26 protein-coding genes are annotated in these 20,847 nt (G+C 70.1%); 15 read left to right on the forward strand and 11 right to left on the reverse strand.

Annotated features, from left to right (window positions below):
• Positions 1 to 711: 711 nt before the first annotated feature.
• Positions 712 to 2,499 carry an ABC transporter ATP-binding protein gene (locus ACFWPS_RS03650; protein WP_383700524.1) on the forward strand — a complete coding sequence of 596 codons (1,788 nt, stop codon included), beginning with the start codon at positions 712 to 714 and terminating at the stop codon, positions 2,497 to 2,499.
• A 25-nt stretch (positions 2,500 to 2,524) separates the two neighbouring features.
• On the opposite strand, the gene ACFWPS_RS03655 is transcribed toward ACFWPS_RS03650, so the two are convergent.
• Positions 2,525 to 3,247: a response regulator transcription factor gene (locus tag ACFWPS_RS03655; protein ID WP_383700526.1), complete on the reverse strand. Its 723-nt coding sequence runs from the start codon at positions 3,245 to 3,247 to the stop codon at positions 2,525 to 2,527.
• Positions 3,248 to 3,505: 258 nt separating this feature from the next.
• Positions 3,506 to 4,249 carry a PH domain-containing protein gene (locus ACFWPS_RS03660; RefSeq protein WP_383700528.1) on the reverse strand — a complete coding sequence of 248 codons (744 nt, stop codon included), beginning with the start codon at positions 4,247 to 4,249 and terminating at the stop codon, positions 3,506 to 3,508.
• Between the two features lie 381 nt (positions 4,250 to 4,630).
• Between ACFWPS_RS03660 and ACFWPS_RS03665 the strand changes: the two genes are divergently transcribed.
• The gene (locus ACFWPS_RS03665; RefSeq protein WP_383700530.1) at positions 4,631 to 5,278 is read left to right on the forward strand and encodes a Uma2 family endonuclease; all 648 of its coding nucleotides are present in this window, start codon (positions 4,631 to 4,633) and stop codon (positions 5,276 to 5,278) included.
• 318 nt (positions 5,279 to 5,596) lie between these two features.
• On the forward strand, positions 5,597 to 5,872 hold the full coding sequence (locus ACFWPS_RS03670) for a hypothetical protein (protein WP_383700532.1): 276 nt from the start codon (positions 5,597 to 5,599) through the stop codon (positions 5,870 to 5,872).
• 15 nt (positions 5,873 to 5,887) lie between these two features.
• On the opposite strand, the gene ACFWPS_RS03675 is transcribed toward ACFWPS_RS03670, so the two are convergent.
• The gene (locus tag ACFWPS_RS03675; RefSeq protein WP_383700534.1) at positions 5,888 to 6,022 is read right to left on the reverse strand and encodes a hypothetical protein; all 135 of its coding nucleotides are present in this window, start codon (positions 6,020 to 6,022) and stop codon (positions 5,888 to 5,890) included.
• Here ACFWPS_RS03675 and ACFWPS_RS03680 point away from each other — a divergent pair.
• The 3 genes from ACFWPS_RS03680 (at position 6,021) to ACFWPS_RS03690 (ending at position 7,088) form a co-directional block, all read left to right on the forward strand.
• Positions 6,021 to 6,242, forward strand: coding sequence for a DUF397 domain-containing protein (locus ACFWPS_RS03680; protein WP_383700536.1), 222 nt, complete (start codon positions 6,021 to 6,023; stop codon positions 6,240 to 6,242). The two genes, ACFWPS_RS03675 and ACFWPS_RS03680, sit on opposite strands and share 2 nt — an antisense overlap.
• A 136-nt stretch (positions 6,243 to 6,378) precedes the next feature.
• Positions 6,379 to 6,729, forward strand: coding sequence for a hypothetical protein (locus tag ACFWPS_RS03685; protein WP_383700538.1), 351 nt, complete (start codon positions 6,379 to 6,381; stop codon positions 6,727 to 6,729).
• Entirely contained in the window at positions 6,726 to 7,088 is a 363-nt protein-coding gene (locus ACFWPS_RS03690) for a hypothetical protein (protein WP_383700540.1), read from the forward strand. The genes ACFWPS_RS03685 and ACFWPS_RS03690 overlap by 4 nt, the downstream gene beginning before the upstream one ends.
• Here the strand turns inward: ACFWPS_RS03690 and ACFWPS_RS03695 are convergent.
• From ACFWPS_RS03695 to ACFWPS_RS03720, 6 genes are all read right to left on the reverse strand, one after another.
• Positions 7,051 to 8,490: an ATP-binding protein gene (locus tag ACFWPS_RS03695; RefSeq protein ID WP_383700542.1), complete on the reverse strand. Its 1,440-nt coding sequence runs from the start codon at positions 8,488 to 8,490 to the stop codon at positions 7,051 to 7,053. The genes ACFWPS_RS03690 and ACFWPS_RS03695 overlap by 38 nt on opposite strands.
• Positions 8,487 to 9,221: a response regulator transcription factor gene (locus ACFWPS_RS03700; protein ID WP_383700544.1), complete on the reverse strand. Its 735-nt coding sequence runs from the start codon at positions 9,219 to 9,221 to the stop codon at positions 8,487 to 8,489. The genes ACFWPS_RS03695 and ACFWPS_RS03700 overlap by 4 nt, the downstream gene beginning before the upstream one ends.
• A gap of 102 nt (positions 9,222 to 9,323) precedes the next feature.
• Positions 9,324 to 9,557, reverse strand: a complete 234-nt coding sequence (locus ACFWPS_RS03705) for a hypothetical protein (protein ID WP_383700546.1) — start codon at positions 9,555 to 9,557, stop codon at positions 9,324 to 9,326.
• Between the two features lie 35 nt (positions 9,558 to 9,592).
• A complete protein-coding gene (locus ACFWPS_RS03710; protein ID WP_383700548.1) occupies positions 9,593 to 10,774 on the reverse strand; it encodes a S1C family serine protease in 1,182 nt (393 codons plus the stop codon).
• Positions 10,775 to 11,053: 279 nt separating this feature from the next.
• The gene (locus tag ACFWPS_RS03715; protein ID WP_383700550.1) at positions 11,054 to 12,076 is read right to left on the reverse strand and encodes a LacI family DNA-binding transcriptional regulator; all 1,023 of its coding nucleotides are present in this window, start codon (positions 12,074 to 12,076) and stop codon (positions 11,054 to 11,056) included.
• A 107-nt stretch (positions 12,077 to 12,183) separates the two neighbouring features.
• Complete coding sequence (locus ACFWPS_RS03720) at positions 12,184 to 12,963, reverse strand: response regulator transcription factor (RefSeq protein WP_217546290.1); 780 nt, start codon at positions 12,961 to 12,963, stop codon at positions 12,184 to 12,186.
• A 179-nt stretch (positions 12,964 to 13,142) separates the two neighbouring features.
• Between ACFWPS_RS03720 and ACFWPS_RS03725 the strand changes: the two genes are divergently transcribed.
• From ACFWPS_RS03725 to ACFWPS_RS03760, 8 genes are all read left to right on the forward strand, one after another.
• Positions 13,143 to 13,979: an alpha/beta hydrolase gene (locus ACFWPS_RS03725; RefSeq protein ID WP_383700552.1), complete on the forward strand. Its 837-nt coding sequence runs from the start codon at positions 13,143 to 13,145 to the stop codon at positions 13,977 to 13,979.
• A 45-nt stretch (positions 13,980 to 14,024) separates the two neighbouring features.
• A complete protein-coding gene (locus ACFWPS_RS03730; RefSeq protein WP_217546294.1) occupies positions 14,025 to 14,279 on the forward strand; it encodes a MoaD/ThiS family protein in 255 nt (84 codons plus the stop codon).
• Between the two features lie 9 nt (positions 14,280 to 14,288).
• On the forward strand, positions 14,289 to 15,389 hold the full coding sequence (locus ACFWPS_RS03735) for a hypothetical protein (RefSeq protein ID WP_383700555.1): 1,101 nt from the start codon (positions 14,289 to 14,291) through the stop codon (positions 15,387 to 15,389).
• 404 nt (positions 15,390 to 15,793) lie between these two features.
• On the forward strand, positions 15,794 to 16,531 hold the full coding sequence (locus ACFWPS_RS03740) for a DUF2993 domain-containing protein (protein WP_383700557.1): 738 nt from the start codon (positions 15,794 to 15,796) through the stop codon (positions 16,529 to 16,531).
• Between the two features lie 201 nt (positions 16,532 to 16,732).
• Positions 16,733 to 16,840: an Ms5788A family Cys-rich leader peptide gene (locus ACFWPS_RS03745; protein WP_350849312.1), complete on the forward strand. Its 108-nt coding sequence runs from the start codon at positions 16,733 to 16,735 to the stop codon at positions 16,838 to 16,840.
• A gap of 120 nt (positions 16,841 to 16,960) precedes the next feature.
• Positions 16,961 to 17,800 carry a sulfurtransferase gene (locus tag ACFWPS_RS03750; protein WP_383700559.1) on the forward strand — a complete coding sequence of 280 codons (840 nt, stop codon included), beginning with the start codon at positions 16,961 to 16,963 and terminating at the stop codon, positions 17,798 to 17,800.
• 57 nt (positions 17,801 to 17,857) lie between these two features.
• On the forward strand, positions 17,858 to 18,145 hold the full coding sequence (locus ACFWPS_RS03755) for a DUF1416 domain-containing protein (protein WP_093501297.1): 288 nt from the start codon (positions 17,858 to 17,860) through the stop codon (positions 18,143 to 18,145).
• 203 nt (positions 18,146 to 18,348) lie between these two features.
• Positions 18,349 to 18,609, forward strand: coding sequence for a DUF3099 domain-containing protein (locus ACFWPS_RS03760; protein WP_383700561.1), 261 nt, complete (start codon positions 18,349 to 18,351; stop codon positions 18,607 to 18,609).
• On the opposite strand, the gene ACFWPS_RS03765 is transcribed toward ACFWPS_RS03760, so the two are convergent.
• Complete coding sequence (locus ACFWPS_RS03765) at positions 18,603 to 18,965, reverse strand: DsrE family protein (protein WP_217546300.1); 363 nt, start codon at positions 18,963 to 18,965, stop codon at positions 18,603 to 18,605. The genes ACFWPS_RS03760 and ACFWPS_RS03765 overlap by 7 nt on opposite strands.
• A 79-nt stretch (positions 18,966 to 19,044) precedes the next feature.
• On the reverse strand, positions 19,045 to 19,683 hold the full coding sequence (locus tag ACFWPS_RS03770; protein ID WP_383700563.1) for an LUD domain-containing protein: 639 nt from the start codon (positions 19,681 to 19,683) through the stop codon (positions 19,045 to 19,047).
• Between the two features lie 188 nt (positions 19,684 to 19,871).
• On the opposite strand from ACFWPS_RS03770, the gene sigJ reads away from it, so the two are divergent.
• A complete protein-coding gene (gene sigJ, locus ACFWPS_RS03775; RefSeq protein ID WP_383700565.1) occupies positions 19,872 to 20,825 on the forward strand; it encodes an RNA polymerase sigma factor SigJ in 954 nt (317 codons plus the stop codon).
• The last annotated feature ends 22 nt before the right edge of the window (positions 20,826 to 20,847 follow it).

Genomic DNA, 20,847 nt, shown 5'->3' on the forward strand with positions numbered 1-20,847 from the left:
TCGAGGTCTAAGTGAAAATGGCTTTCTCCGGGTCTCGGATCACGTAATGTTTTCCATGTCGAAAGCGAACGGCGCGGACGGCAGAACGAAGGAGAAGAGCATGAGCTTCCACAAGATCGTCCCGGTGAAGAAGTCCGAGCGGCCCGCCCCGAAGCCGGAGCCGAAGAAGAAGGACTGCAAGAAGTCCCAGCCCAAGCGCCCCGTCGGTAACCGCTAAGTCACCAGCCCTGAGGAGGGAATTTTCATGAGCTTCCACAAGATCGTCCCCGTCAAGAAGCACCGCAAGCCCGCTCCGGCCCCGAAGAAGCCCGCGCCGAAGAAGCCGGAGCCGAACCGCCGCCCGGTCGGCGACGAGCGCTGACAAAGAATTTACAGACGTAATTCAAATTAATTCACAGGTTGTTGCAGCGGGGCAGTAGAGAAACTGTTGCAGAACCAGGACAGAAGTCCCCACAGAAGTCACCACGGAGAGGTAGAACACCATGAGCTTCCACAAGATCGTCCCCGTCAAGAAGCACCGCAAGCCGGCCCCGGCCCCGAAGAAGCCCGCGCCGAAGAAGCCGGAGCCGAAGCGCCCCGTCGGCGACCAGCACTGAGGCAAGCCGTGAGGCGGGGTCACCGGTTACGCGTGGTCGTACCGGTGGCCCCGCCTCGGCCATGTCCACCCCCGCCCCTCCGAAGCCCCGACACCCCTGAAGGGAGTTGCCGACCATGAGAGAAGCCCGTACGGCCTTCCGCCGCTTCTGGCCGCTGACCCGCGGCGACCGCAAGTGGCTGTGGATGATCATCGCGTGTGTCGTGGTGTCCGCGCTCGCCGAGACCGCCGCGATCCTGCTCTTCGCCGACCTCACCGACAACGCCCTGCAGGCCGGTTCGCTCTCCGCCTTCTGGGGCCCGGCCGGCGCCTGGCTGCTGGTCGCCGCGGTGGGCGCGTTCGTCGGCTACCTCGGCAACTCGCTGGCCACCTGGACCGCCGAGAGATTCGTGCTGCGCCTGCGCGCCAAGGTCTTCCGGCACGTCCAGGACCTGCCCCCGCACTTCTTCCAGCAGCACCGCCAGGGCGACCTGGTGGAACGCCTCACCGGTGACGTCGAGGCCATCGAGCAGATGGTCGTGTCCGGTGTCGTCGGCACCGTCGCCGCCGCCTTCTCCGCCGTCTTCTACGCGGCCGCCGCCTTCTGGCTGCGCTGGGACCTGGCGCTGGCCACCTTCGTCCTCGCACCCCTGTTCCTGTTCGCCGCCCGCCGCTTCTCCGGCCGGATCAGGACCGCCTCTCAGGACGAGCGGGTCGCCGACGGCGCGATCACCTCCGTGGTCGAGGAGTCCCTCGGCAACGTCGTCCTCACCCAGGCGTACAACCGCCGCCGGGACGAGGAGAAGCGCCTCGACGTCGAGGCCCGCGCCTGGATGCGGGCGAGCGTGCGCGGAGCCCGGCTCAGCGAGATGTACGCGCAGTTCGTCGAGGTCGTCGAGACCCTCTGCGTGCTCGCCGTGATCGGCCTGGGCGTCTGGGAGATCTCCGCCGACCGCATGACCCTGGGCCAGCTCCTCGCCTTCGCCGCCTTCCTCGGCTACCTCTACCCGCCGATCCGCAACCTCGGCCAGCTCGGCCTCACCCTCACCGCGGCCACCGCGGGCGCCGAGCGCATCGGCGAGATCCTGGACGCCGAGCCCGCCGTCACCGACCCCGCCCTGCCGGTCGGCTCCTGGCCCGTCCGCGGCTGGGTCAGCTTCCACAACGTCTCCTTCCGCTACCCGGAGTCCCCTCGCGCCTCCCTCCGAGACGTCGACTTCGCGGTCGGCCCCGGCGAACTGGTCCTGGTCACCGGCAAGAGCGGCGCCGGCAAGTCCACCCTCTCCAAGCTCCTCACCCGCTTCTACGACCCCTCGGCCGGCGTGATCTGCCTGGACGGCGTCCCGCTCACCGACGTACCCCTGGAGTTCCTCCGCGAGAACGTCGCCCTGCTCCCGCAGCAGACGCTGATCCTCAACGGCACGGTCCGCGAGAACATCGAGTGCGGCCGCCCCGGCGCGAGTGACGAGGAGATCGAGCAGGCGGCACGCGACGCCGCCGCCCACGACTTCATCACCGCCCTCCCCGAGGGCTACGACACCCACATCGCCCCGGGCACGGCCGCCCTCTCCGGGGGCCAGCTCCAGCGGATCGCCATCGCCCGCGCGATGCTCCGCGCCGCCCCGGTCCTCGTCCTCGACGAGCCGACCGCGGGCCTGGACGCGATCGCCGCCCGCCAGGTGGTGGCCCCGCTGCGCAGGCTCATGGCCGGCCGCACGACCATCATGATCACGCACGACCTCACCCTGGCCCCCGACGCCGACCGCATCCTCGTCGTCGACCACGGCCGCCTGGTGGAGGCGGGCACCCACGCCGAACTCCTCGCCCGCGGCGGCGCCTACGCCGCCCTGGCCCACCCGCTCCCGGAGGCCATCGCGGCGGAACCGGCGGCGGCCCCGGACGAGACGATGATCCTCAGGTGGTAGCCACGTCGGTGGCTCAGGAGGCAGTTCAAGAAGCAGGAGCCGTCCGCAGGGTGTACCCCATCCCGCGCACGGTGTGGATGAGCCGCGGTTCGCCGCGGCTCTCCAGTTTCCGCCGCAGGTACATGATGTAGACGTCCAGCGTGTTGGAGGCGGGCGCGAACTCGAAGCCCCACACGTCCCGCAGGATCCGCTCCCGGCTGAGCACCCGCCCCGGATACCGCAGCAGGAACTCCAGCAGCGCGTACTCGGTCTTGGTCAGGTCGAGGGCCCGGTCCCCGCGGTGCACGGTCCGGGTCCGCAGATCCATCGCGACGTCGTCGTACCCGAGGAAACGGTCCTTGCCCGGCTCCGTCCCCGCCGCCTGCGCCTCCCGCCGCGGACTGCGCCGCAGCAACGCCCGTACCCGGGCGAGGAGCTCCTCGGCGGCGAACGGCTTGGCCAGATACCCGTCCGCACCGTTGTCGAGGGCGACGATGCGGTCCCCGACCGCGTTCCGCCCGGTGATCATGAGAATGGGCACGGTGGACCCGGAGGCCCGGATCCGCCGGGTGGCCGCAAGACCGTCGAGGCCCGGCATCTCCACGTCCATGAGCACCAGGTCGGGCTCGCTCTCCGGGGCCCCGAGGAGATCGAGGGCCACTCTGCCGTCCCCGGCGAGGAGCGTCTCGTATCCCTCGAACCTGAGCAGCCGGCTGATCCCGTCCCGCACGGCCGCGTCGTCGTCGGCCAGCAAAATCTTCCTCGCCATCTGACTCGCCATCTGACAAAAGTGTGACGAGGGGCTGTGACGGGCCTGGGTGAGGGATGTGGATGGGCTACGGCCGTCGGAGCCGGCCGGTCACCGGAGGACGACGGCCGCTGTGACCAGCAGTCCCACGGCCAGGGCTCCCCGCCTGATCCGCTCCTTGCGCCGCGCGATCCGCCCCCCAATCGAGGCCCCCTCCCCGGACGTGACGCACCGATCAGGTGCACGACAGGGGAGAGGGCAAGTCGGCCCGCTGTGGCCTCAGTCGGGCCCCTGCGCCACTCCGTCGCGCGGCGGCCGGGTGCTCCAGTACCACTGGAGTGCGGCGGCGAGGACGGCGCCCGAGACCAGGGGTACGCACACGAAGAGCACGAGCGGATGGTCCGGACGTTCCATCAGGATCAGCCCGATGTCGACCACGAACATGGCGAAGAAGACCCCGATCCCGCCGTACACCCCCCACATCCACGCCCTGCGCCGCACGGCCCCCTGCCGGATCCGTTCCTCGACGTCCGGGCGGCGCTCCCAGGTGAGGCTGCGGTGCGGGGCGGCGGCCAGGCACAGCTCCGCGACCTCGGCGTAGGGGTCGTCCAGCTGCCAGTCGTTGAGGTGCGGGAGCAGGAAGCGGCGGCCCTGGAAGTCGTACAGGTAGGTGAGCCACTGCGGGGCCATCCGCCCGGAACCGCGCGGCGCCTGCTCGACCCGGATGTCGTACACCTCGGACCAGGCCCAGCTCCGCGCACGCACCGGACCCTGCGCGGTGATCCCCGCGGCCGTGACCCTGGTGCGCGCCCGGAACTGCTCCAGCGCGATCCGCGCGACCGCCAGGACCAGCAGCGCCACGATGAACGGCGGCTCCCACCGGAACCTGCTCCCGCCGCGGTCGGCGTCGACCCGGCCGGTCTGGATGAGCGCGTTCAGCAGTATCAGCCCCAGCAGGAGGAACTGCCCCAGGGGCGGGTTGCGCCGCCTCCGGTACTCCCGCTCGACTCCACCCTCGTCCACGTCTCGTGCCCCTCACCAGGCGCACCGAACGGGTGCGCGACTGGGGAGAGGATAAGGCGGCTTGCTGAGGCGTCAGGAGGCGGTGGGCATCCAGTCGCCGGGCTGGTCCGCGATCTTCTGCGGGGCCGCCTGCGCATTGCTGAGCTGCGGCTGGCCGGAGCTCGCCGCCGGCTGACCGAGGGTGTCCGTGACCGGCCGGGGCCGGCGAAGGGACGTGGTTCGAGCTGAGCGGTGGTGGACCGTTCCGTCTTCGCTTCCGTCTTCGCTCGAACGGGTGAGCTGGAGTCGATTCCCCTGGTCACTCACGGCGTCTTACCTACCGTGATCGCGTTGCTTGTGCCGCAGGCACGCCCAGCCCACACTTGATGAGGAGGTGCCACCTTGACCGCTCTCGCACATGAGAGGCCCGAGACCATGTCCGAGGCTTCGGCTGACATCGTGAACGGACCTGACCTGGACGAGGTCCTGTGGCAGGCATGGAAGGCCATGGAACTCCCCGAGGGCTACCGCGCCGAGATCATCGAGGGAGCCATCGAGGTGTCGCCCACCGCTCGCCGTTCGCACATGCAGATCGCCAATCGCGTGCGAAAGGCCCTGGACAAGTTCCTGGACGGAGGTGAGTACACCTGCTACCAGGATGGGAACGTGATCCACAATTGCAAGGCATGGATCCCAGATGTCTTCGTCGCCCCGGAGGACACGGAGCCGTGCGGTGACGAGGATGACATGGGAGTCAGGGCCGACGCTGTGCACCTCATCGTCGAGGTGGTCTCCCCCGGAAAACGCAACCAGGACCGTGACCGCATCCGCAAGCGCCGCGAGTACGCCCGCGCCGGAATCCCCGTGTACGTGATCATCGACGACTACGACGGCCAGGGCGCCGTCACCGTCTTCACCGGCCCTCGCCCCGACAAGGCCGACTGGGAGGACATCCACCGTGTCCCCTACGGCACCGAGGTCACGGTTCCCGAAAGTTCCGCCAAGGGTTTCGTGATCGGGGAGACGATCACGGGCCCGAAGCGCGGGTGAGTGCTCTCTTGCAGGGGGGCGGGTCGGCGTGGGTCGCTTTTCGCTCGCCGAACCGGGGTTCAGGACGAAGGTGATGGGCGACTGTCACGAACGGGTGAAGCCGGTGAAAGTCGGCTCGGCCGGTTCCATACGTGCTCGGCAACATCCGTCGGATTGCCGCTGAGAAGGCGCGCGCGGCCAAGGGGATCGCAGCAGCGTGATCATCCTCGACACCAGCGCGACCTGCGCGTTGGCGGACGGCCTAAAACGCTGAACCTCCTGGCCGCGAACATGGCGCGTACCCCTGGCGATCTCCTGCGCATCCCTGCGATCTGCCTCATGCACGCGGAGTCGGAGGACGAGGGCGTCGCACGCCGCGTCCTCGCGTTCTCTTCCGCCGAGGTCGACGAGCTGGACACGGCCGCGGCAGCCACCGTCGGCACCATGATCCGGGACGGATACGGCGGAGCCGATACCTGCCATGCTCTGTACGCTGCGCTACCGCGGCCCGACTTCAACGGGATGTCGATCCTCCTGACGGACCGCGAAGACCGTTATCCGCCTGGGGTGGTTGCCATCGACATCGACTCCCCGGGGATGCTCGGCTTCTACTGAGCGCCGTACGTGATCTCACCCGTCGCGCTCCAGCAGACGCCCGCCCCGGCTGACGGCGATGCGGATCACGTCCTCCAGCGACTCGGTCGCCCTGGTCAGCGCGGAACGTACGGCGAACTCACAGGGGCCTATTGGAGGAGCACGGACCATGACCCGCACCCCCGATCTCAGCAACGCCATGTGGTGCAAGTCGAGCTACAGCGACGGGGGAGACAACAACTGTGTCGAGATCGCCTTCGGCCACCCCGGCACAGTCCCCGTCCGAGACAGCAAGCTCCCGGTGGCCTGCCCGCTCGTCTTCTCGGCCGCGTCCTGGTCCGGGTTCGTGGCCGGGGTCAAGGGAGAGGCCGATTGGCGCACATTTGGGTGACATATGCCCGAAGAGCTGATGTTCGAGGCGGCGCCGCCTACACGCTGGATCCCGTGACGACGACACGAACAACGGATCCACGAAGTGCGAGGCGGCTATGGTCGTAGACCTGAAGCGTCGGAGGAGGGCATCGGTCATGACCGCTCACGCCACGGAGAACGACCAGGTCATCCCGCCTATGCCGGAGCGGACGCCTAAGGCGCTGCGGGACGCCATCGCTGAGCATGCGCCCGTGCTGCTGCCGGATTTCGACGCGCACTGGAAGTGGGCGATCGCCGACGCGTACGACGTGGGTCCCGTGTGCGCGTTCATGGCCTTCTGGTGGGGCGAGTACGCCCTCGCGCGCGACCCCAAGCTGGACGCGTACGTGCATGATCTTGAGTACCGGGCCGGGAACGTGTGCACCGACATCAGTGAGGCGAAGGCTCTCCTCGAAGAGGCGGCGCGGATCCGCCATCGGGTGCAAGCTGTGGAGCCCGGGGAGTGACCGACGGTTTCATGGGGCCGCCCTGGCAGATGGACTGGCGGCTCGATGCTCTTGCTGCCCTGGAAGCGCTGCCTGCGCACGTGCGGGAAATGGTCTACGCGGCGCGTGCCGAGTTAGTTGTTGCCAAGGATCCCTGTTTCCGCGGCATCGAGACCGATGTCGGCCTCCCCGAGGGCATGAAAGTCAGGCCGATCCGGTCCACCCAACCGAAGGGCGCCCACGCGCTTTTCTTCGACTACGGCAACGGCTGGCTGAAATACACCTTCTCCCGACGCATCGAGGATCCGCAGATCCTGGTCGAGGAGGTCTTCTGGCTGGAATTCAAACCGCCTGCCCCGGCGTCTCCGGCGGAGCCGTAGGCGCCCCCGGCAGCCGTACCGTCGCCACGGTCCCACCGCCGTTGGCGCGGGCCAGGGTGACGTCGCCGCCGGCCTGCTGGACCGTGCGGGCGACGATGGAGAGGCCGAGGCCGGAGCCGGGGAGGGCCCGTGCGCTCGGTGAGCGCCAGAAGCGGTCGAAGACGTGGGGGAGTTCGTCCTCGGGGATGCCGGGGCCGTGGTCGCGGACGGTGAGGACGCCGCGTTCGAGGGTGACCTCGATCTTGCCGCCCTCCGGGCTGAACTTCACCGCGTTGTCGAGGATGTTGACTATCGCCCGCTCCAGGGCGGAGGGCTCCGCCCGGACGAACCACGGCTGGACGTCCGCCGTGATCGTCAGCTCCGGACCGCGCAGCCGGGCGCGGCGCAGGGCCGCCTCGACCGTGTCCTGAAGGGCCACCATCTGCACGCGCTCACCGCGCTGCCCCTCCGAGCGGGACAGCTCCTGGAGGTCGCCGATCAGCGACGCCAACTCCGTCATCTGCGCCTTCACCGAGGCGAGCAGCGCCTTGCGGTCCGCCGGGGGGATCGGACGGCCGGTCTCCTCGCTGCGGGTGAGGAGTTCGATGTTCGTGCGGAGGGAGGTCAGGGGGGTGCGGAGTTCGTGGCCGGCGTCGGCGATCAGCTGCTGCTGGAGCTCCCGGGAGTTCGCCAGAGAGCTGGTCATGCTGTTGAACGAGCGGGACAGGCGGGCGATCTCGTCGTCCGACTCCTCCTCCACCGGGATGCGGACACTGAGGTCTTCGGTGCGGGCGACGTGTTCGACGGCTTCGGTGAGCTTGTCGACGGGGCGCAGACCGGCGCGGGCGACGGCCAGGCCTGCGGCTCCGGCGCCGAGGACTCCGATACCGGAGACGAGGAGGAGGATCAGGGCGAGGTCTTTGAGGGTGTCCTGGGTGCTCTTCAGGGGGACGGCGGTGACCAGTCCGACGTAGGAGCCGGTATCGGTGGGGAACACCTGCGTCATCACGCGCAGTGCGTTGCCGTCCTTGTCGGTGCCGTTGCGGAAGTAGAGCGTGTCGGTGTCCCCGGCCTTGATGACGTTCTTGTCGTCCTGAGTGACCTTGACCTCGCCCGTGGAGCCGGGCAGAAGGCAGACCCTGTTGTCCAGCGTGACTGCCTGGCCGTAGTTGGTCCGGAAGCTGTTGGCGTCCTGGGGCGTTTCGGAGCAGTCGGCGATGGCGTTGCTGAGGATCCCGTATACCGCCGGCCCGCGCTGTTCCCTCTGCAAGTCGTTCCGGAGCTGGTCGTACAGCTTCCCCTGCACAATGAACCAGCACGTCACCGAAACCGCCGCCACCGCGAACGCCACCGCCGCCGCGACCAGCATCGACAGGCGGGACCGGAGCGGGAGGTTGCGGAAGCGGCGGGCGAGCCTGTTCACTCCGCGCCGCCCTGGCGCAGGACGTACCCGACGCCGCGCACGGTGTGGACGAGGCGCGGCTCGCCGCCGGCCTCGGTCTTGCGGCGGAGGTACATGACGTAGACGTCGAGGGAGTTGGAGGACGGCTCGAAGTCGAAGCCCCAGACGGCCTTGAGGATCTGCTCGCGGGTGAGGACCTGGCGCGGGTGTGCCATGAACATTTCGAGGAGGGTGAACTCGGTGCGGGTCAGCTCGACCTGGCGGCCGGATCGGGTGACCTCTCGGGTCGCCAGGTCCATGCGCAGGTCGCCGAAGGTCAGGGCCTCGTCCTCCTGGGCGCCGTCGGAGAGCGACGCCGCGTAGGAGCTGCGGCGGAGGAGGGCCCGGATACGGGCGAAGAGCTCGTCGAGTTCGAACGGCTTGACCAGGTAGTCGTCGGCCCCGGCGTCGAGGCCGGTGACACGGTCGCCGACCGTGTCGCGGGCCGTCAGCATCAGGATCGGGGTGGTGTCGCCGGCCCCGCGGATGCGGCGGGCCGCGGTCATGCCGTCCATCCGCGGCATCTGGATGTCGAGGACGATCAGGTCCGGCTTGTAGGCGGTCGCCTTCTCCAGCGCGTCCGCGCCGTCGACCGCGACCTCGGTCTCGTACCCCTCGAAGGCGAGGCTGCGCTGGAGAGCCTCGCGTACGGCCGGCTCGTCGTCGACGATCAGGATGCGCTGGGGTTCACGGTCGCCATCGGCGGGGCTCATCGCTCGCGGTTCCTCGGGGTGCGGTGGTTCGTGGTCGGGACGCCTCTCAGCCTCGCATGTTTCCGGGCTGTCGGGTATGCACGCTGGTGGGACGGAACGCCCCTAGCCGCGTACCAGGGTCATGCGGCTCAGCGGCACCTTGCGCTGGTGCGGCCGGGCCGCCGAGGTACGCAGGCCCATCAGCTGCGGAGCCGACGCGACCTCCGGGGCGCGCGGGGCCGGGGTCGGGGCCACCGCCGCCTCCGTCGGTGCGTGGAGCTCGTACGCCACGGCAAGGGCCAGGCTGAAACCGGCCGGGCTGTCGGCGGCCATCGTGTGCGAAACCTGCTTGATCATGACGTACTCCCTTGCTGTTGGTGCTGTGCCGTTGCTCAGCTGGTGGAGCCCGCCCGCAGCTTGGCCAGGTCGGACTTGACGGTGTTGATCGGGATGGCGAAGCCGAGGCCGACGCTGCCCGCGTCCGAGGAGGACGACGAGGAGTCCGAACTGGCCGAGTACATCGCCGAGTTGATGCCGATGATGTTGCCGCCGGCGTCGATCAGCGCGCCGCCGGAGTTGCCGGGGTTCAACGAGGCGTCCGTCTGGATCGCCTTGTAGGTCGTCGTCGACGAACCCGTGTCGCCGTTGAACTGCTGGCCGCCGAAGGAGAACGGCCACTGGCCGCTGCCGCCGCTGCCCTGCTGTTGCTGCTGCTGGCCCTCGTCGGTGGAGACGGTCACGTCCCGGTTGAGCGCGGAGACGATGCCGCTGGTGACGGTGCCGGTCAGGCCCTCGGGGGAGCCGATCGCCACGACCGAGTCGCCGACCTGGACCCCGTCGGAGTTGCCGAGGGTGGCGGACTTGAGGCCGGAGGCGCCCTGGAGCTTGAGGAGGGCGAGGTCCTTGGAGCTGTCGGTGCCGACGACCTCGGCGGTGTACGACTTGCCGTCGCTGGTGGAGACCTTGACCGACTGGGCGCCGGAGATGACGTGGTTGTTGGTGATGATCTCGCCGTCGCTGGTGATGACGATGCCGGAACCGGTGGAGGTGCCGTTGCTGAGGGTCGCGTTGACCTCGACGACGCTCGGACTGACGGCGGCGGCGATCGCGGCGACGTCACCCTTCTTGCTGGAGGGCACCACGTTGGTGGTGGTGCTGCTGGAGACGACGTCGTTCTTGCCGGTCAGCTCCTGGAAGGCGTACGCGGTGCCGCCGCCGACGGCCGCCGCGACGATCGCGACCGCGGCGAGGAGGGCTATCGGGCCCCGGGTGCGCTTCTTCTTGGCATGGGCCGAGTGCTCGGGGTGCTCCGGGTGCTCCGCCGGGTGCTCCGCTTCGGGGCCGACGGTGGGAAGTACGGCCGTACCGCCGCCGTAGCCGCCGCCCTGACCGCCGTCCGCCGCCGGCTCCGCGGCCACCGGCTGCTGCGCAGGCTGGTGGGTGGGCGGGGGCGGCCACTCCGGGTTGACAGGGGAGGAGGCGTGCTGCTGCTGGGGGTACGCGCCCTGGTAGGCGTCACCCTGGGGACCCTGCGGGTTCTCGTACTCGCCGCTGCGGCGGAAGCTCTCGGTCATGACAAATAGCTTGTCCCGCGACCATGAGAGCCTCCTGAGTGCCCGCTGAGAACGCCGCGAGAAGCGTGTTTGCCCGATATAAGGAAGCTTCTCGCAGGTCGGGGAGGGTTCTCAGAAAGGGTTCATGAAGGGTTTCCTGTGGGTGCCCGCCGGTGGGGGCTGGTCGCGCAGTTCCCCGCGCCCCTTGGGGCGCGTCTGTGGCGCCCCTTGCTACAGCGCCCCGTCAGGGGCGCGGGGAACTGCGCGAGCAACCACGACGCACCCGCAGCCGACGACGTACTACACGCAGCCGCAGGAACTCCGTACCACCAGCCGGGAAGGAAACGTCTTCAGGCGTTCCCTCCTCGACCCCGCCACCCGCAGGCCGTCGTCCAGGACCAGGTCGACCGCCGCGCGGGCCATCGCCGGCCGGTCGGAGGCGATCGTCGTCAGCGGCGGGTCCGCAAGACCCGCCTCCTTGATGTCGTCGAAGCCGGCCACCGCCAGCTCCCCCGGCACGTCGATGCGCAGCTCACGGGCCGCCCGCAGGACGCCGAGCGCCTGGTCGTCGGTGGAGCAGAAGACCGCCGGCGGGCGGTGCGGGCCGGCGAGGATGTCGAGGGCCACCTTGTACGCGTCGTACCGGTTGTACGGCGCCTCGAACAGCCGGCCCTCCGTCGGCAGGCCCGCCTCGGCCATGGCCCGGCGCCAGCCCTCGACGTGGTCGGAGACCGGGTCGCCGACGGCCGGGGTGTCGGCGGTGCCGCCCATGCAGGCCACGTACTCGTAGCCGTGCTCCAGCAGATGGCGGACGGCGAGCTGGGCGCCGCCGAGGTCGTCCGTCACCACCGCCACGTCGTCGATCGCCTCCGGCCGCTCGTGCAGCAGCACCACCCGGGCGTCCCAGGCCTCGATCTCGGCGGCGGCCAGGTCGTTCAGCGCGTGCGAGACGAGGATGAGGCCCGAGACCCGCATCCCGAGGAACGCGCGCAGATAGTGGACCTCGCGCTCCCCGACGTAGTCGGTGTTGCCGACCAGCACCATTTTCCCGCGCTCGGACGCGGCCTGCTCGACCGCGTGCGCCATCTCGCCGAAGAACGGCTGACGGGCGTCCGGGATGATGAGGCCTATGAGGTCGGTGCGCCGCGAGGCCATCGCCTGGGCGACCCGGTCAGGCCGGTACCCCAGTTCCTTGATCGCCGCGAGGACACGCTCGCGCGTGGCCGGGGCGACCGGCCGGGGTCCGTTGTTGATGACATAGCTGACAACGGCGGTGGAAGTCCCCGCCAGCCGCGCCACATCATCCCGAGTCACCTTGGCCACGCGCGGAGTCTACGCGGATGGACCCGCTCTGGGCAGGGCGTATCGAAGCTTCGCTTGCGGAAGCAATGCCCCGTCCGGGCGACGCCCATGCCTCGCCCGGACGACGGCTATGCCTCCGTGGGTACCTCGACCGCGTCCAGGGCGGCCGATGCGTCCGCATCCTCCGCCTTTGCGAGCTCCGCCTTCGCCCTGGCCTCGTCGCTGAGCCGGTCGCCCTTCTCCGGCGTAACGAATCGATAACCGACGTTCCGGACGGTTCCGATCAAGGACTCGTGCTCCACGCCGAGCTTGGCGCGCAGCCGTCGTACGTGTACGTCGACGGTCCGGGTGCCGCCGAAGTAGTCGTACCCCCAGACCTCCTGGAGCAGCTGTGCGCGAGTGAACACCCGGCCGGGGTGCTGGGCGAGGTATTTCAGCAGCTCGAACTCCTTGAAGGTGAGGTCGAGGACCCGGCCCTTCAGCTTCGCGCTGTACGTCGCCTCGTCGACCGACAGGTCGCCGTTGCGGATCTCCATGGGGGAGTCGTCGTTGACGATCTGCTGCCGGCCCATGGCGAGCCGCAGCCGTGCCTCGACCTCGGCGGGGCCCGCGGTGTCGAGGAGCACGTCGTCGATGCCCCAGTCGGCGGTGACGGCGGCGAGCCCGCCCTCGGTGACGACGAGGATGAGCGGACAGCCTGGGCCGGTCGAGCGGAGCAGCTGGCAGAGGCTGCGGACCTGCGGGAGGTCGCGGCGGCCGTCGATCAGGATGACGTCGGCACCGGGGGTGTCGACGAGTGCGGGCCCCTCGGCCGGTGCGACCCGCACGTTGTGCAGGAGCAGGCCGAGAGCCGGCAGCACCTCCGTCGACGGCTGGAGGGCGTTGGTCAGGAGCAGCAGAGAACTCATATGTCTGGTTCCTCCTCGGTCCCTGCGAGGACTGTGTGCAATGACACTGCGCTGCGCTCCCGATGTTCCGTACACCGGCGGTCACCTGGAGTTTCCCGCTTCGTATACAGCCCTTCCGAAAGCACAAAAGGACCCGGTGGCGGCGCTGCCCGAGTCCTCTGCCCAGCAGAATAGCCCACATGAGCATTGGTCCGGCAGGTCATGTGGCACGTTCCATCGTTCGTCCGGCATATGAGACGAGCAGAAACGGCTCTATGCGGACGTTTCTGTGCACGGACGACGGGGTTTCCATCGATTCCGTATACGATCCCGCCGCGGTCGTATACGACGGCTCCCGGCCACTCTCCCGTGACCTTGTGTTCGTCATGGCCCACGGTTTCACCGGCGACGTGGACCGGCCACACGTACGACGGGTGGTGGCGGCCCTGACGGATTACGCGCCGGTGGTCAGCTTCTCCTTCCGCGGCCACGGCCGGTCCGCAGGGCGTACCACCGTCGGCGACCGCGAGGTCCTCGACCTGGCGGCGGCGGTGGCGTGGGCCCGGAACCTCGGCCACACCCGCGTCGTCACCGTCGGCTTCTCGATGGGCGGCTCGGTGGTCCTGCGGCACGCGGCCCTGCACGCCGGAGTGGACGCCGTGGTCTCCGTGTCGTCCCCCGCCCGCTGGTACTACCGCGGCACCGCCCCCATGCGCCGCCTGCACTGGCTGGTCACCAGACCGGAGGGCCGCCTCGTCGGCCGCTACGGCTTCCACACCCGTATCCACCACCGCGACTGGGACCCGGTACCGCTGTCCCCGGTGGAAGCGGTGCCGAAGATCGCCCCGACCCCGCTGCTGATCGTGCACGGCGACAGCGACGGCTACTTCCCGGTCGACCACCCCCGGATGCTGGCCGACGCCGCAGGTGGCGCGGCCGAGCTCTGGCTGGAGCCGGGCATGGGCCACGCCGAACACGCGGCGGACGACCTGCTGCTGGCCAGGATCGGCGACTGGGCGGCCTCCCGGGCGGGCTAGCCTGACCTGTACACAGCCGATTGATCGACTCTCTTGAGGAACCGGATGCCCAAGGTCACGGTGCGCTACTGGGCCGCCGCGAAGGCCGCGGCCGGCATCGCCGAGGAGCCGTACGACGCGGACACCCTCGCCGAGGCGCTGGCGGAGGTACGCGTGCGACACCCCGGGGAACTGGCGCACGTCCTGCGGCGATGCTCCTTCCTCATCGACGGTGACCCCGTGGGCACGCGCGAACATGAGACGGTACGGCTGGCCGAGGGCGGCACGGTCGAGGTGCTCCCGCCGTTCGCAGGAGGGTGAGCGAGAGCGATGACCAACCAGCCGTATGACCCGTACCAGCCGTACGAGGGCCACGACCCGTACCGGCAGCAGCCCCCCGCCCAGCCGCAGTGGGGGTACGAGGAGCAGCAGTACGCCACGCAGCAGTGGCAGGGGCAGACCTGGGAGACCCAGACGCACGCCCCGGTGCAGGCGGCGGCCGCGGAGACGGGGTACCTGCCACCGCAGTCGTACGAGCGGCCGTACGTCGCCGACCAGCAGCAGGCGTACCCCGCACCCCCGCAGGCGCAGCCCCAGGCACCCACCCCCACCCCGACCCCCACCCCGGCCTCCGCCGAGGCCGCCGACCGGGACTACGGTCCCGCGACCCTCGCCGGCAACGCGCGGATCACGGACGCCCAGCGGGCCCGCCTGGAGGGCCGCTCGCCGGTCATCGAACCGGGCATGCAGCCGGCGCTGCTCACGGCACTGCTGGGCCTGCTGCTCGCGGTGGCGGCGCCGATCTCCTCGTACGCCCTGGTCGTCCCCCTGGTGATCCTCCAGGCCGTGACGGCGGCGGGCTGGTTCCGGCTGAACGGCATGTGGCCGGCCCGGCAGGGCATCGCGCTCGCCTTCCTGGGCGGGGTCACGGCGGACGTGGCGGTACTGGTGGCGGGCCGCGACCAGGCGCCGGCGGCGATCCTCGGCCCCCTGGGCATCTGGGTCCTGCTCACCCTCGTCCTCCAGCTGCGCTCGCACGCGGACCCCGACACCCGTATGTACGGCCTGATGGCCACCGTCGCCTCCTCCGCACTGGCGATCATCGCGACCGGCTACCTGGGCGCGGACCCCGACGCGGTGTCGGTCGGCGCGGCCGCGGTCGCGGTGGCGGTCCTGGCCCGGGCGCTGCCCCTGCCGACCCCGGCGTCGGTCGCCGTGTCCCTGCTGGCCGCGGCCGGGGCGGGCATCGCGGTGGGCGGCATGACGGGGCTGGGCACGAAGGGCGCGCTGATCGGAGCGTCGGCCGCGGTCTGCGCCCTCGTCGGCCACCGGGCGGCGAGCTACGACTACCCGTCGAGGTTCGTCCACTTCACGGCGGGCGTGGCCCTTCCCCTGACGGCAGCGGCCCCGGTGGTCTGGATCCTCCACTGACCTGTTGCCCACCCACCCGACTCGGTTGGTGAAGAGCCCACGTCGAGGGCCGGCAAGCCGAACTCCGTCACAAGGCGAGGCCCCTCGAACACCATGCGGGTAACCGACCGGCGGGTGCGTCTCGAACGCCGTGCACGCAGCCGACCCAAGGGGCGCGGGGAACTGCGCGATCAGCCCCCACCGGCCCGCACCCGCCCGAGGACCGGTGGCGACCAACCCCCCCACCGGCCCGCGCCCGAGGACGGACCGGTTCATCCCTGATGCGGGGGTCTGGGGGCGGCAGCCCCCAGCACCACCAGCGCGCCCAGTGTCACAGCTGCTCGACAATCCCCCGTCGGCCCGCTCCCGCAGGGTTAGCGTGGCGGAACCGACGTGACCAGCCGACCCCGGGGGAAACCGACCACATGCGTGCCCTGCGAATCTTTCTGATCGTTGTCGTCGTCCTCGGCGTCCTCTTCGTGGTCGTCGACCGGGTCGCCGTGCACTTCGCCCAGGGCGAGGCCGCCGACAAGCTGAAGACGACGGAGAACCTCGCGAGCACCCCCGACGTCTCCATCAAGGGCTTCCCGTTCCTCACCCAGGTCGCGAGCGGCACCCTCGACGACGTGCACGTCGGCATCAAGGAATACGACGCCACCACCGGCACCACCGGCAAGACCATCCGCATCGAGGACCTGAACGCCGACATGAAGGACGTCACCTTCACCGGCGACTACAGCTCCGCCACCGCGCAGACCGCCACCGGCACCGCGCACATCTCCTACGCGGATCTGCTGAAGGACGCCCAGACGGAGCCCACCGACCTCGGCCTCGGCTTCACCGGCCAGGTCGTCGGGCTCGCCTACGGCGGCAACGGCAAGATCAAGGTCACCGTCGACGTCACCGTCCCCGGCGTCAGCGCCCACCAGAAGGCGACCGTCCTGAGCACGGTCACCGTCAAGGACAACACCGTCCAGGTGCACGCCGACAACCTCCCCAAGCTCGCCGGTGTCGGCCTCGCCGAGGACCGCTTCCGCCAGGCCTCCGACTTCCAGCAGGCGATCGACCAGCTCCCCGGCGGCATCAAGCTGGACAAGGTGGAGGCCGCGAAGGACGGTGTGGAGATCGCGGTGAAGGGTTCGAACGTCAGGCTCGCCGGGTAGGAGGCGGCACGGCGGGAACCGGCGCCGTTCCACCACGCGAGACGGCCGCGTCCGTACAGTAGATGTGATGACCGATACAGGCGTCCGGCGGTCCCGGAATCACGCCCCGGACCCTCATCCCGTCCCACAATTCGGACGATCGCGTCTCACCATACGACATGCCGGTGACATGCCCGCTTATCCGTCCCTACGATCGAGCCCATGCAGTGCCAGACAAGCGTCCTCCGTGCGCGGGGACAGGCGGATCTCACGAAGCGGCGGGCAGTCGACCTGTGCCGCGTCGCCGCCATGCTCTGTCGACCTTTCTGACGTGGAGGCCGCTGCCTCCGCCTCCCCCTGCCCTCCCATGCCGAGGGCATCCGTGCGCCATCGCCGCGCACCCACCCGCACTCGCACGCCCCGCCGCAACTGCCCCGGAGGAGAAAGAGCATGAGCCGCAGCGACGTCCTGGTCGACGCCGACTGGGTCCAGGACAACCTGGACAACCCCGAGATCGCGATCGTGGAGGTGGACGAGGACACGTCCGCCTACGAGAAGAACCACATCCGAGGCGCGATCCGTATCGACTGGACCAAGGACCTGCAGGACCCGGTCCGCCGCGACTTCATCGACCAGGAGGGCTTCGAGAAGCTCCTGTCGGCGAAGGGCATCGCCAACGACACGCTGGTGATCCTCTACGGCGGCAACAACAACTGGTTCGCGTCCTACGCCTACTGGTACTTCAAGCTCTACGGCCACGAGAACGTCAAGCTCCTCGACGGCGGTCGCAAGAAGTGGGAGCTGGACGCCCGCGAGCTGGTCGAGGAGGTCCCGGACCGCACCGAGACCACCTACACGGCCAAGCCGCAGAACAAGGCGATCCGTGCCTTCCGCGACGACGTCGTGGCGGCCATCGGCTCGCAGAACCTCGTCGACGTCCGTTCCCCCGACGAGTTCTCCGGCAAGCTGCTCGCCCCGGCCCACCTGCCGCAGGAGCAGTCCCAGCGCCCCGGCCACGTGCCCTCGGCCCGCAACATCCCGTGGTCGAAGAACGCCAACGACGACGGCACCTTCAAGTCGGACGACGAGCTCAAGGAGCTCTACGCCGAGGAGCAGGTCGACCTCGCCAAGGACACCATCGCCTACTGCCGCATCGGTGAGCGCTCGGCCCTGACCTGGTTCGTCCTGCACGAGCTGCTCGGTGTCGAGAACGTCAAGAACTACGACGGCTCCTGGACCGAGTACGGCAGCCTCGTCGGCGTCCCGATCGAGCTCGGCGCCAACAAGTAAGACCCCGGCAAGTCCCCTCGGACCGACCTTTCAAGACCCCATCCTCAGGAGTACGACATGTGTGGAGCGAAGGCCGGCGGCCCGGACCCCTCGACGATCAAGCCCGGTGAGACCACGATCCAGGGTCAGGTGACGAAGGACGGCGAGCCCGTGGTCGGCTACGTCCGCCTGCTCGACTCGACCGGCGAGTTCACCGCGGAGGTCCCCACCTCCGCCACCGGACAGTTCCGCTTCTACGCGGCGGAGGGCACCTGGACCGTCCGCGCCCTCGTCCCCGGCGCCACCGCCGACCGCACGGTCGTCGCCCAGCAGGGCGGCCTGGCCGAGGTCGCGATCGCGGTCTGAGACCAGCGGCAGCAGAAGGGCCGCGCCACCGGCACCGACACCGGAGGCGCGGCCCTTCGCCGCATCCGGACCGAGCCCCGAACCCTGTCTCCGCCATAGCGGAGGACCCGCTGCGCCGGACTCCGTCCGTCGGCCCTGGTGTGGGCGTATGCCGGTGGTTCCGTCATGGCGCCGGACCCGTCGCGCAGACCTACCCTGGATGCATGCTGGCCCGTCGCCGTCGCGTCTACTTGGTCATGATGGGGATCTGCATCGGTCTCTTCGTCCTGGCGTGGGGTGTCGTACGCATCTGGTCGGTCCCCGCCGCGGTGGGGATGTGCCTGGTGGCCATGGTCATCCCGCCGGTCGCCGCGATGGTCGCGAACCGCCGGGGCCCCGACGACCGCTGGTGGGACGATCCCTCCGGCGACCCGCAGTCCGACGAGTGGTGGGACGAGCTGGACGGCAAGAAGCGCCGTCAGTAGACCAGCGCCTGGGTCCCGTCCGTCATCGCCTCCTGGACGAAGACCTGGGCGCCCGCGATCCGTACGCCCTCGATGACGTCCTTCTCCGTGATGTCCCGGCGGGCCGCGCACTGCGTGCAGAGCGTGAGCGTGCCCCCGGCGAGGATCGACTCGATCAGGTCGGGGAGCGGGGCCGCGTGGGGGAGTTCGAACTCGGCGGCCCGGCCCGGCAGCGCGAACCACGCGGACTCGCCGGTCAGCCACATCGACACCTCGACGCCGCTCGCCACGGCCACCGCCGCCACCGTGAACGCCTGCGAGCACCGCTCGGGGGCGTCCGCCCCCGCCGTCACCTTGATCACCAGCTTCTTCGCCATGCCGGAAGCGTAACCACCGCCCGGGACGCCCGCGCCGGGACGCCCGCGCCGGGCAGCGCGGTGCTCGTTTTCGCCGTCGTCAGTATCCGACGGCTTCGCGGAGCAGCAGCACGGTGCCGCGCCCCGGGCGGGGGTCCGCGTTGAGGACGAGCAGGCGGTTGACGGCGCTGGGCACCCCGTACACCGCCCGGGCGCGGACGTCCTCCAGCGGGAGGGCGTGCTCCTCGACGCGGCGCAGCGCCGTGCTCAGGTCGGGCACCACCTTCTGCGCGCCGACGACCCAGACCGCGTGGCCGGCCCCGCCCGCGTTGGCGGGGAGCTGGCTGCCGCTGCCCGAGGCGAGGACGAGCGAGCCGGTCTCGGTGACCGCGGCGACGCTGTTGACGACGAACTCGGGAACGGCGACCAGCCTGCGGATCTCGTCGGCGTCGGTGACCCGGTCCATGGCCAGGACGCGCGGCCTGACGGCGTCGTACCGGCCGCTGGCGTTGAGGTCGTCGTCGATGCCGGACAGCCGGAGCGTCTCGCTGGCTCCGGTGAGCACGCCGGCGCCCTCGGGGATCAGCTCCCCGACGCGGGCGCGGGCAGCCTTGGCGTCGTCCAGGATCTCGGCGCCGAAACCGTTGGCACGCAGCGCGGCGGCCGCCCGCTCCAGTCGTTCCGGCGATGCCGGGTCGGTGAACTCGCCGCGGTCCGCGATGGCCTGGAAGTCGTTCATCAAAGTCGCCTCACCGTCTGCGTGTTGCCGCGTCTTGTCGTCGTCCTCACCGGTACGACAACGCGGCCCCGCGGAATGTGAGGTGGTGTGGGCCTCACATTCGGGCCCGCTGTCCTGTCGTAACGGGTAGAGGGCACAGGCGTGGACGCACACACGCACAGGCAGCGAGCGAGGGAGACGGCCGGACCATGAACACCGGAGCCGAACCCGGCGACGACCGGGACGAGTCGAGCGATCCGGGGCTCGGCGCGATCATGAGCGAGCGGCGTCGGCTGATCAACCTCGCCTACCGGCTCCTCGGATCCCTCGCCGACGCCGAGGACGTCGTGCAGGAGACCTACGCCCGCTGGTACGCCATGTCCGCACGGGAGCAGCAGGCCATCGAGTCCCCCGGCGCCTGGCTGATGACGGTCGCCGGCCGCATCTGCCTGAACCTGCTCGGCTCGGCGCGGGCCAGGCGGGAGACATACGTGGGCGACTGGATCCCGGAGCCGCTGCCCGAGCCCGCGGAGTGGATCACCGGGCGGGCGGGCGCCGGTGGCACCGATCCGGCCGACCGGATCACCCTCGACGAGTCGGTGACCATGGCCTTCCTGGTCGTCCTCGACGCGATGACCCCGGCGGAGCGCGTCGCGTTCGTCCTGCACGACGTCTTCCGCTACCCCTTCGGCGAGGTCGCCGAGATCGTCGGCCGCACTCCGGCTGCGTGCCGCCAACTCGCCTCGTCCGCCCGCCGCCGCATCCGCACCGCACAGCTCCCCGCGGGTCCGGGTCCGGGTGCCGGACAGGCCGGCATCGTCAGGCGGTTCAGGGCCGCGTGGGAGGCCAAGGACATCGACGCCCTGATCGGCCTGCTCGACCCGGACGCCACCGCGACCGCCGACGGCGGCGGGCTGGCCGTCACCCACCTGTACCCGATCGTGGGCGGTGAGCGGATCGCCCGTGCCTACGCCGAGATCGCACGCGTGTCGGGCCACCGCACCACGTTCGTGGAGTGCACGGTCAACGGCCTGCCCGGCCTGGTCGCGCAGCAGGACGGCGCCGTCGCCACCGTCTTCGCCTTCGAGATCGCGGCCGACCGGATCAGGCACATCTGGGCGGTACGCAACCCCGAGAAGCTCCGTCCCTGGCGGCTCGGCTGAGCGGCGGACACCGCCTGCCCCG

It is taken from the genome of Streptomyces sp. NPDC058457, from assembly GCF_042720695.1.
Lineage (GTDB): Bacteria > Actinomycetota > Actinomycetes > Streptomycetales > Streptomycetaceae > Streptomyces.

What these genes read in the sequence shown, in the direction of transcription:
- ACFWPS_RS03650 (WP_383700524.1), top strand. Translation starts at nt 712, where the DNA reads ATGAGAGAAGCCCGTACGGCCTTCCGCCGCTTCTGGCCGCTGACCCGC.
- ACFWPS_RS03655 (WP_383700526.1), bottom strand. Translation starts at nt 3,247, where the DNA reads ATGGCGAGGAAGATTTTGCTGGCCGACGACGACGCGGCCGTGCGGGAC.
- ACFWPS_RS03670 (WP_383700532.1), top strand. Translation starts at nt 5,597, where the DNA reads ATGCACGCGGAGTCGGAGGACGAGGGCGTCGCACGCCGCGTCCTCGCG.
- ACFWPS_RS03680 (WP_383700536.1), top strand. Translation starts at nt 6,021, where the DNA reads ATGACCCGCACCCCCGATCTCAGCAACGCCATGTGGTGCAAGTCGAGC.
- ACFWPS_RS03675 (WP_383700534.1), bottom strand. Translation starts at nt 6,022, where the DNA reads ATGGTCCGTGCTCCTCCAATAGGCCCCTGTGAGTTCGCCGTACGTTCC.
- ACFWPS_RS03685 (WP_383700538.1), top strand. Translation starts at nt 6,379, where the DNA reads ATGACCGCTCACGCCACGGAGAACGACCAGGTCATCCCGCCTATGCCG.
- ACFWPS_RS03700 (WP_383700544.1), bottom strand. Translation starts at nt 9,221, where the DNA reads ATGAGCCCCGCCGATGGCGACCGTGAACCCCAGCGCATCCTGATCGTC.
- ACFWPS_RS03705 (WP_383700546.1), bottom strand. Translation starts at nt 9,557, where the DNA reads ATGATCAAGCAGGTTTCGCACACGATGGCCGCCGACAGCCCGGCCGGT.
- ACFWPS_RS03710 (WP_383700548.1), bottom strand. Translation starts at nt 10,774, where the DNA reads ATGACCGAGAGCTTCCGCCGCAGCGGCGAGTACGAGAACCCGCAGGGT.
- ACFWPS_RS03720 (WP_217546290.1), bottom strand. Translation starts at nt 12,963, where the DNA reads ATGAGTTCTCTGCTGCTCCTGACCAACGCCCTCCAGCCGTCGACGGAG.
- ACFWPS_RS03725 (WP_383700552.1), top strand. Translation starts at nt 13,143, where the DNA reads ATGAGCATTGGTCCGGCAGGTCATGTGGCACGTTCCATCGTTCGTCCG.
- ACFWPS_RS03730 (WP_217546294.1), top strand. Translation starts at nt 14,025, where the DNA reads ATGCCCAAGGTCACGGTGCGCTACTGGGCCGCCGCGAAGGCCGCGGCC.
- ACFWPS_RS03735 (WP_383700555.1), top strand. Translation starts at nt 14,289, where the DNA reads ATGACCAACCAGCCGTATGACCCGTACCAGCCGTACGAGGGCCACGAC.
- ACFWPS_RS03740 (WP_383700557.1), top strand. Translation starts at nt 15,794, where the DNA reads ATGCGTGCCCTGCGAATCTTTCTGATCGTTGTCGTCGTCCTCGGCGTC.
- ACFWPS_RS03745 (WP_350849312.1), top strand. Translation starts at nt 16,733, where the DNA reads ATGCAGTGCCAGACAAGCGTCCTCCGTGCGCGGGGACAGGCGGATCTC.
- ACFWPS_RS03750 (WP_383700559.1), top strand. Translation starts at nt 16,961, where the DNA reads ATGAGCCGCAGCGACGTCCTGGTCGACGCCGACTGGGTCCAGGACAAC.
- ACFWPS_RS03755 (WP_093501297.1), top strand. Translation starts at nt 17,858, where the DNA reads ATGTGTGGAGCGAAGGCCGGCGGCCCGGACCCCTCGACGATCAAGCCC.
- ACFWPS_RS03760 (WP_383700561.1), top strand. Translation starts at nt 18,349, where the DNA reads ATGCTGGCCCGTCGCCGTCGCGTCTACTTGGTCATGATGGGGATCTGC.
- ACFWPS_RS03765 (WP_217546300.1), bottom strand. Translation starts at nt 18,965, where the DNA reads ATGGCGAAGAAGCTGGTGATCAAGGTGACGGCGGGGGCGGACGCCCCC.
- ACFWPS_RS03770 (WP_383700563.1), bottom strand. Translation starts at nt 19,683, where the DNA reads ATGAACGACTTCCAGGCCATCGCGGACCGCGGCGAGTTCACCGACCCG.
- sigJ (WP_383700565.1), top strand. Translation starts at nt 19,872, where the DNA reads ATGAACACCGGAGCCGAACCCGGCGACGACCGGGACGAGTCGAGCGAT.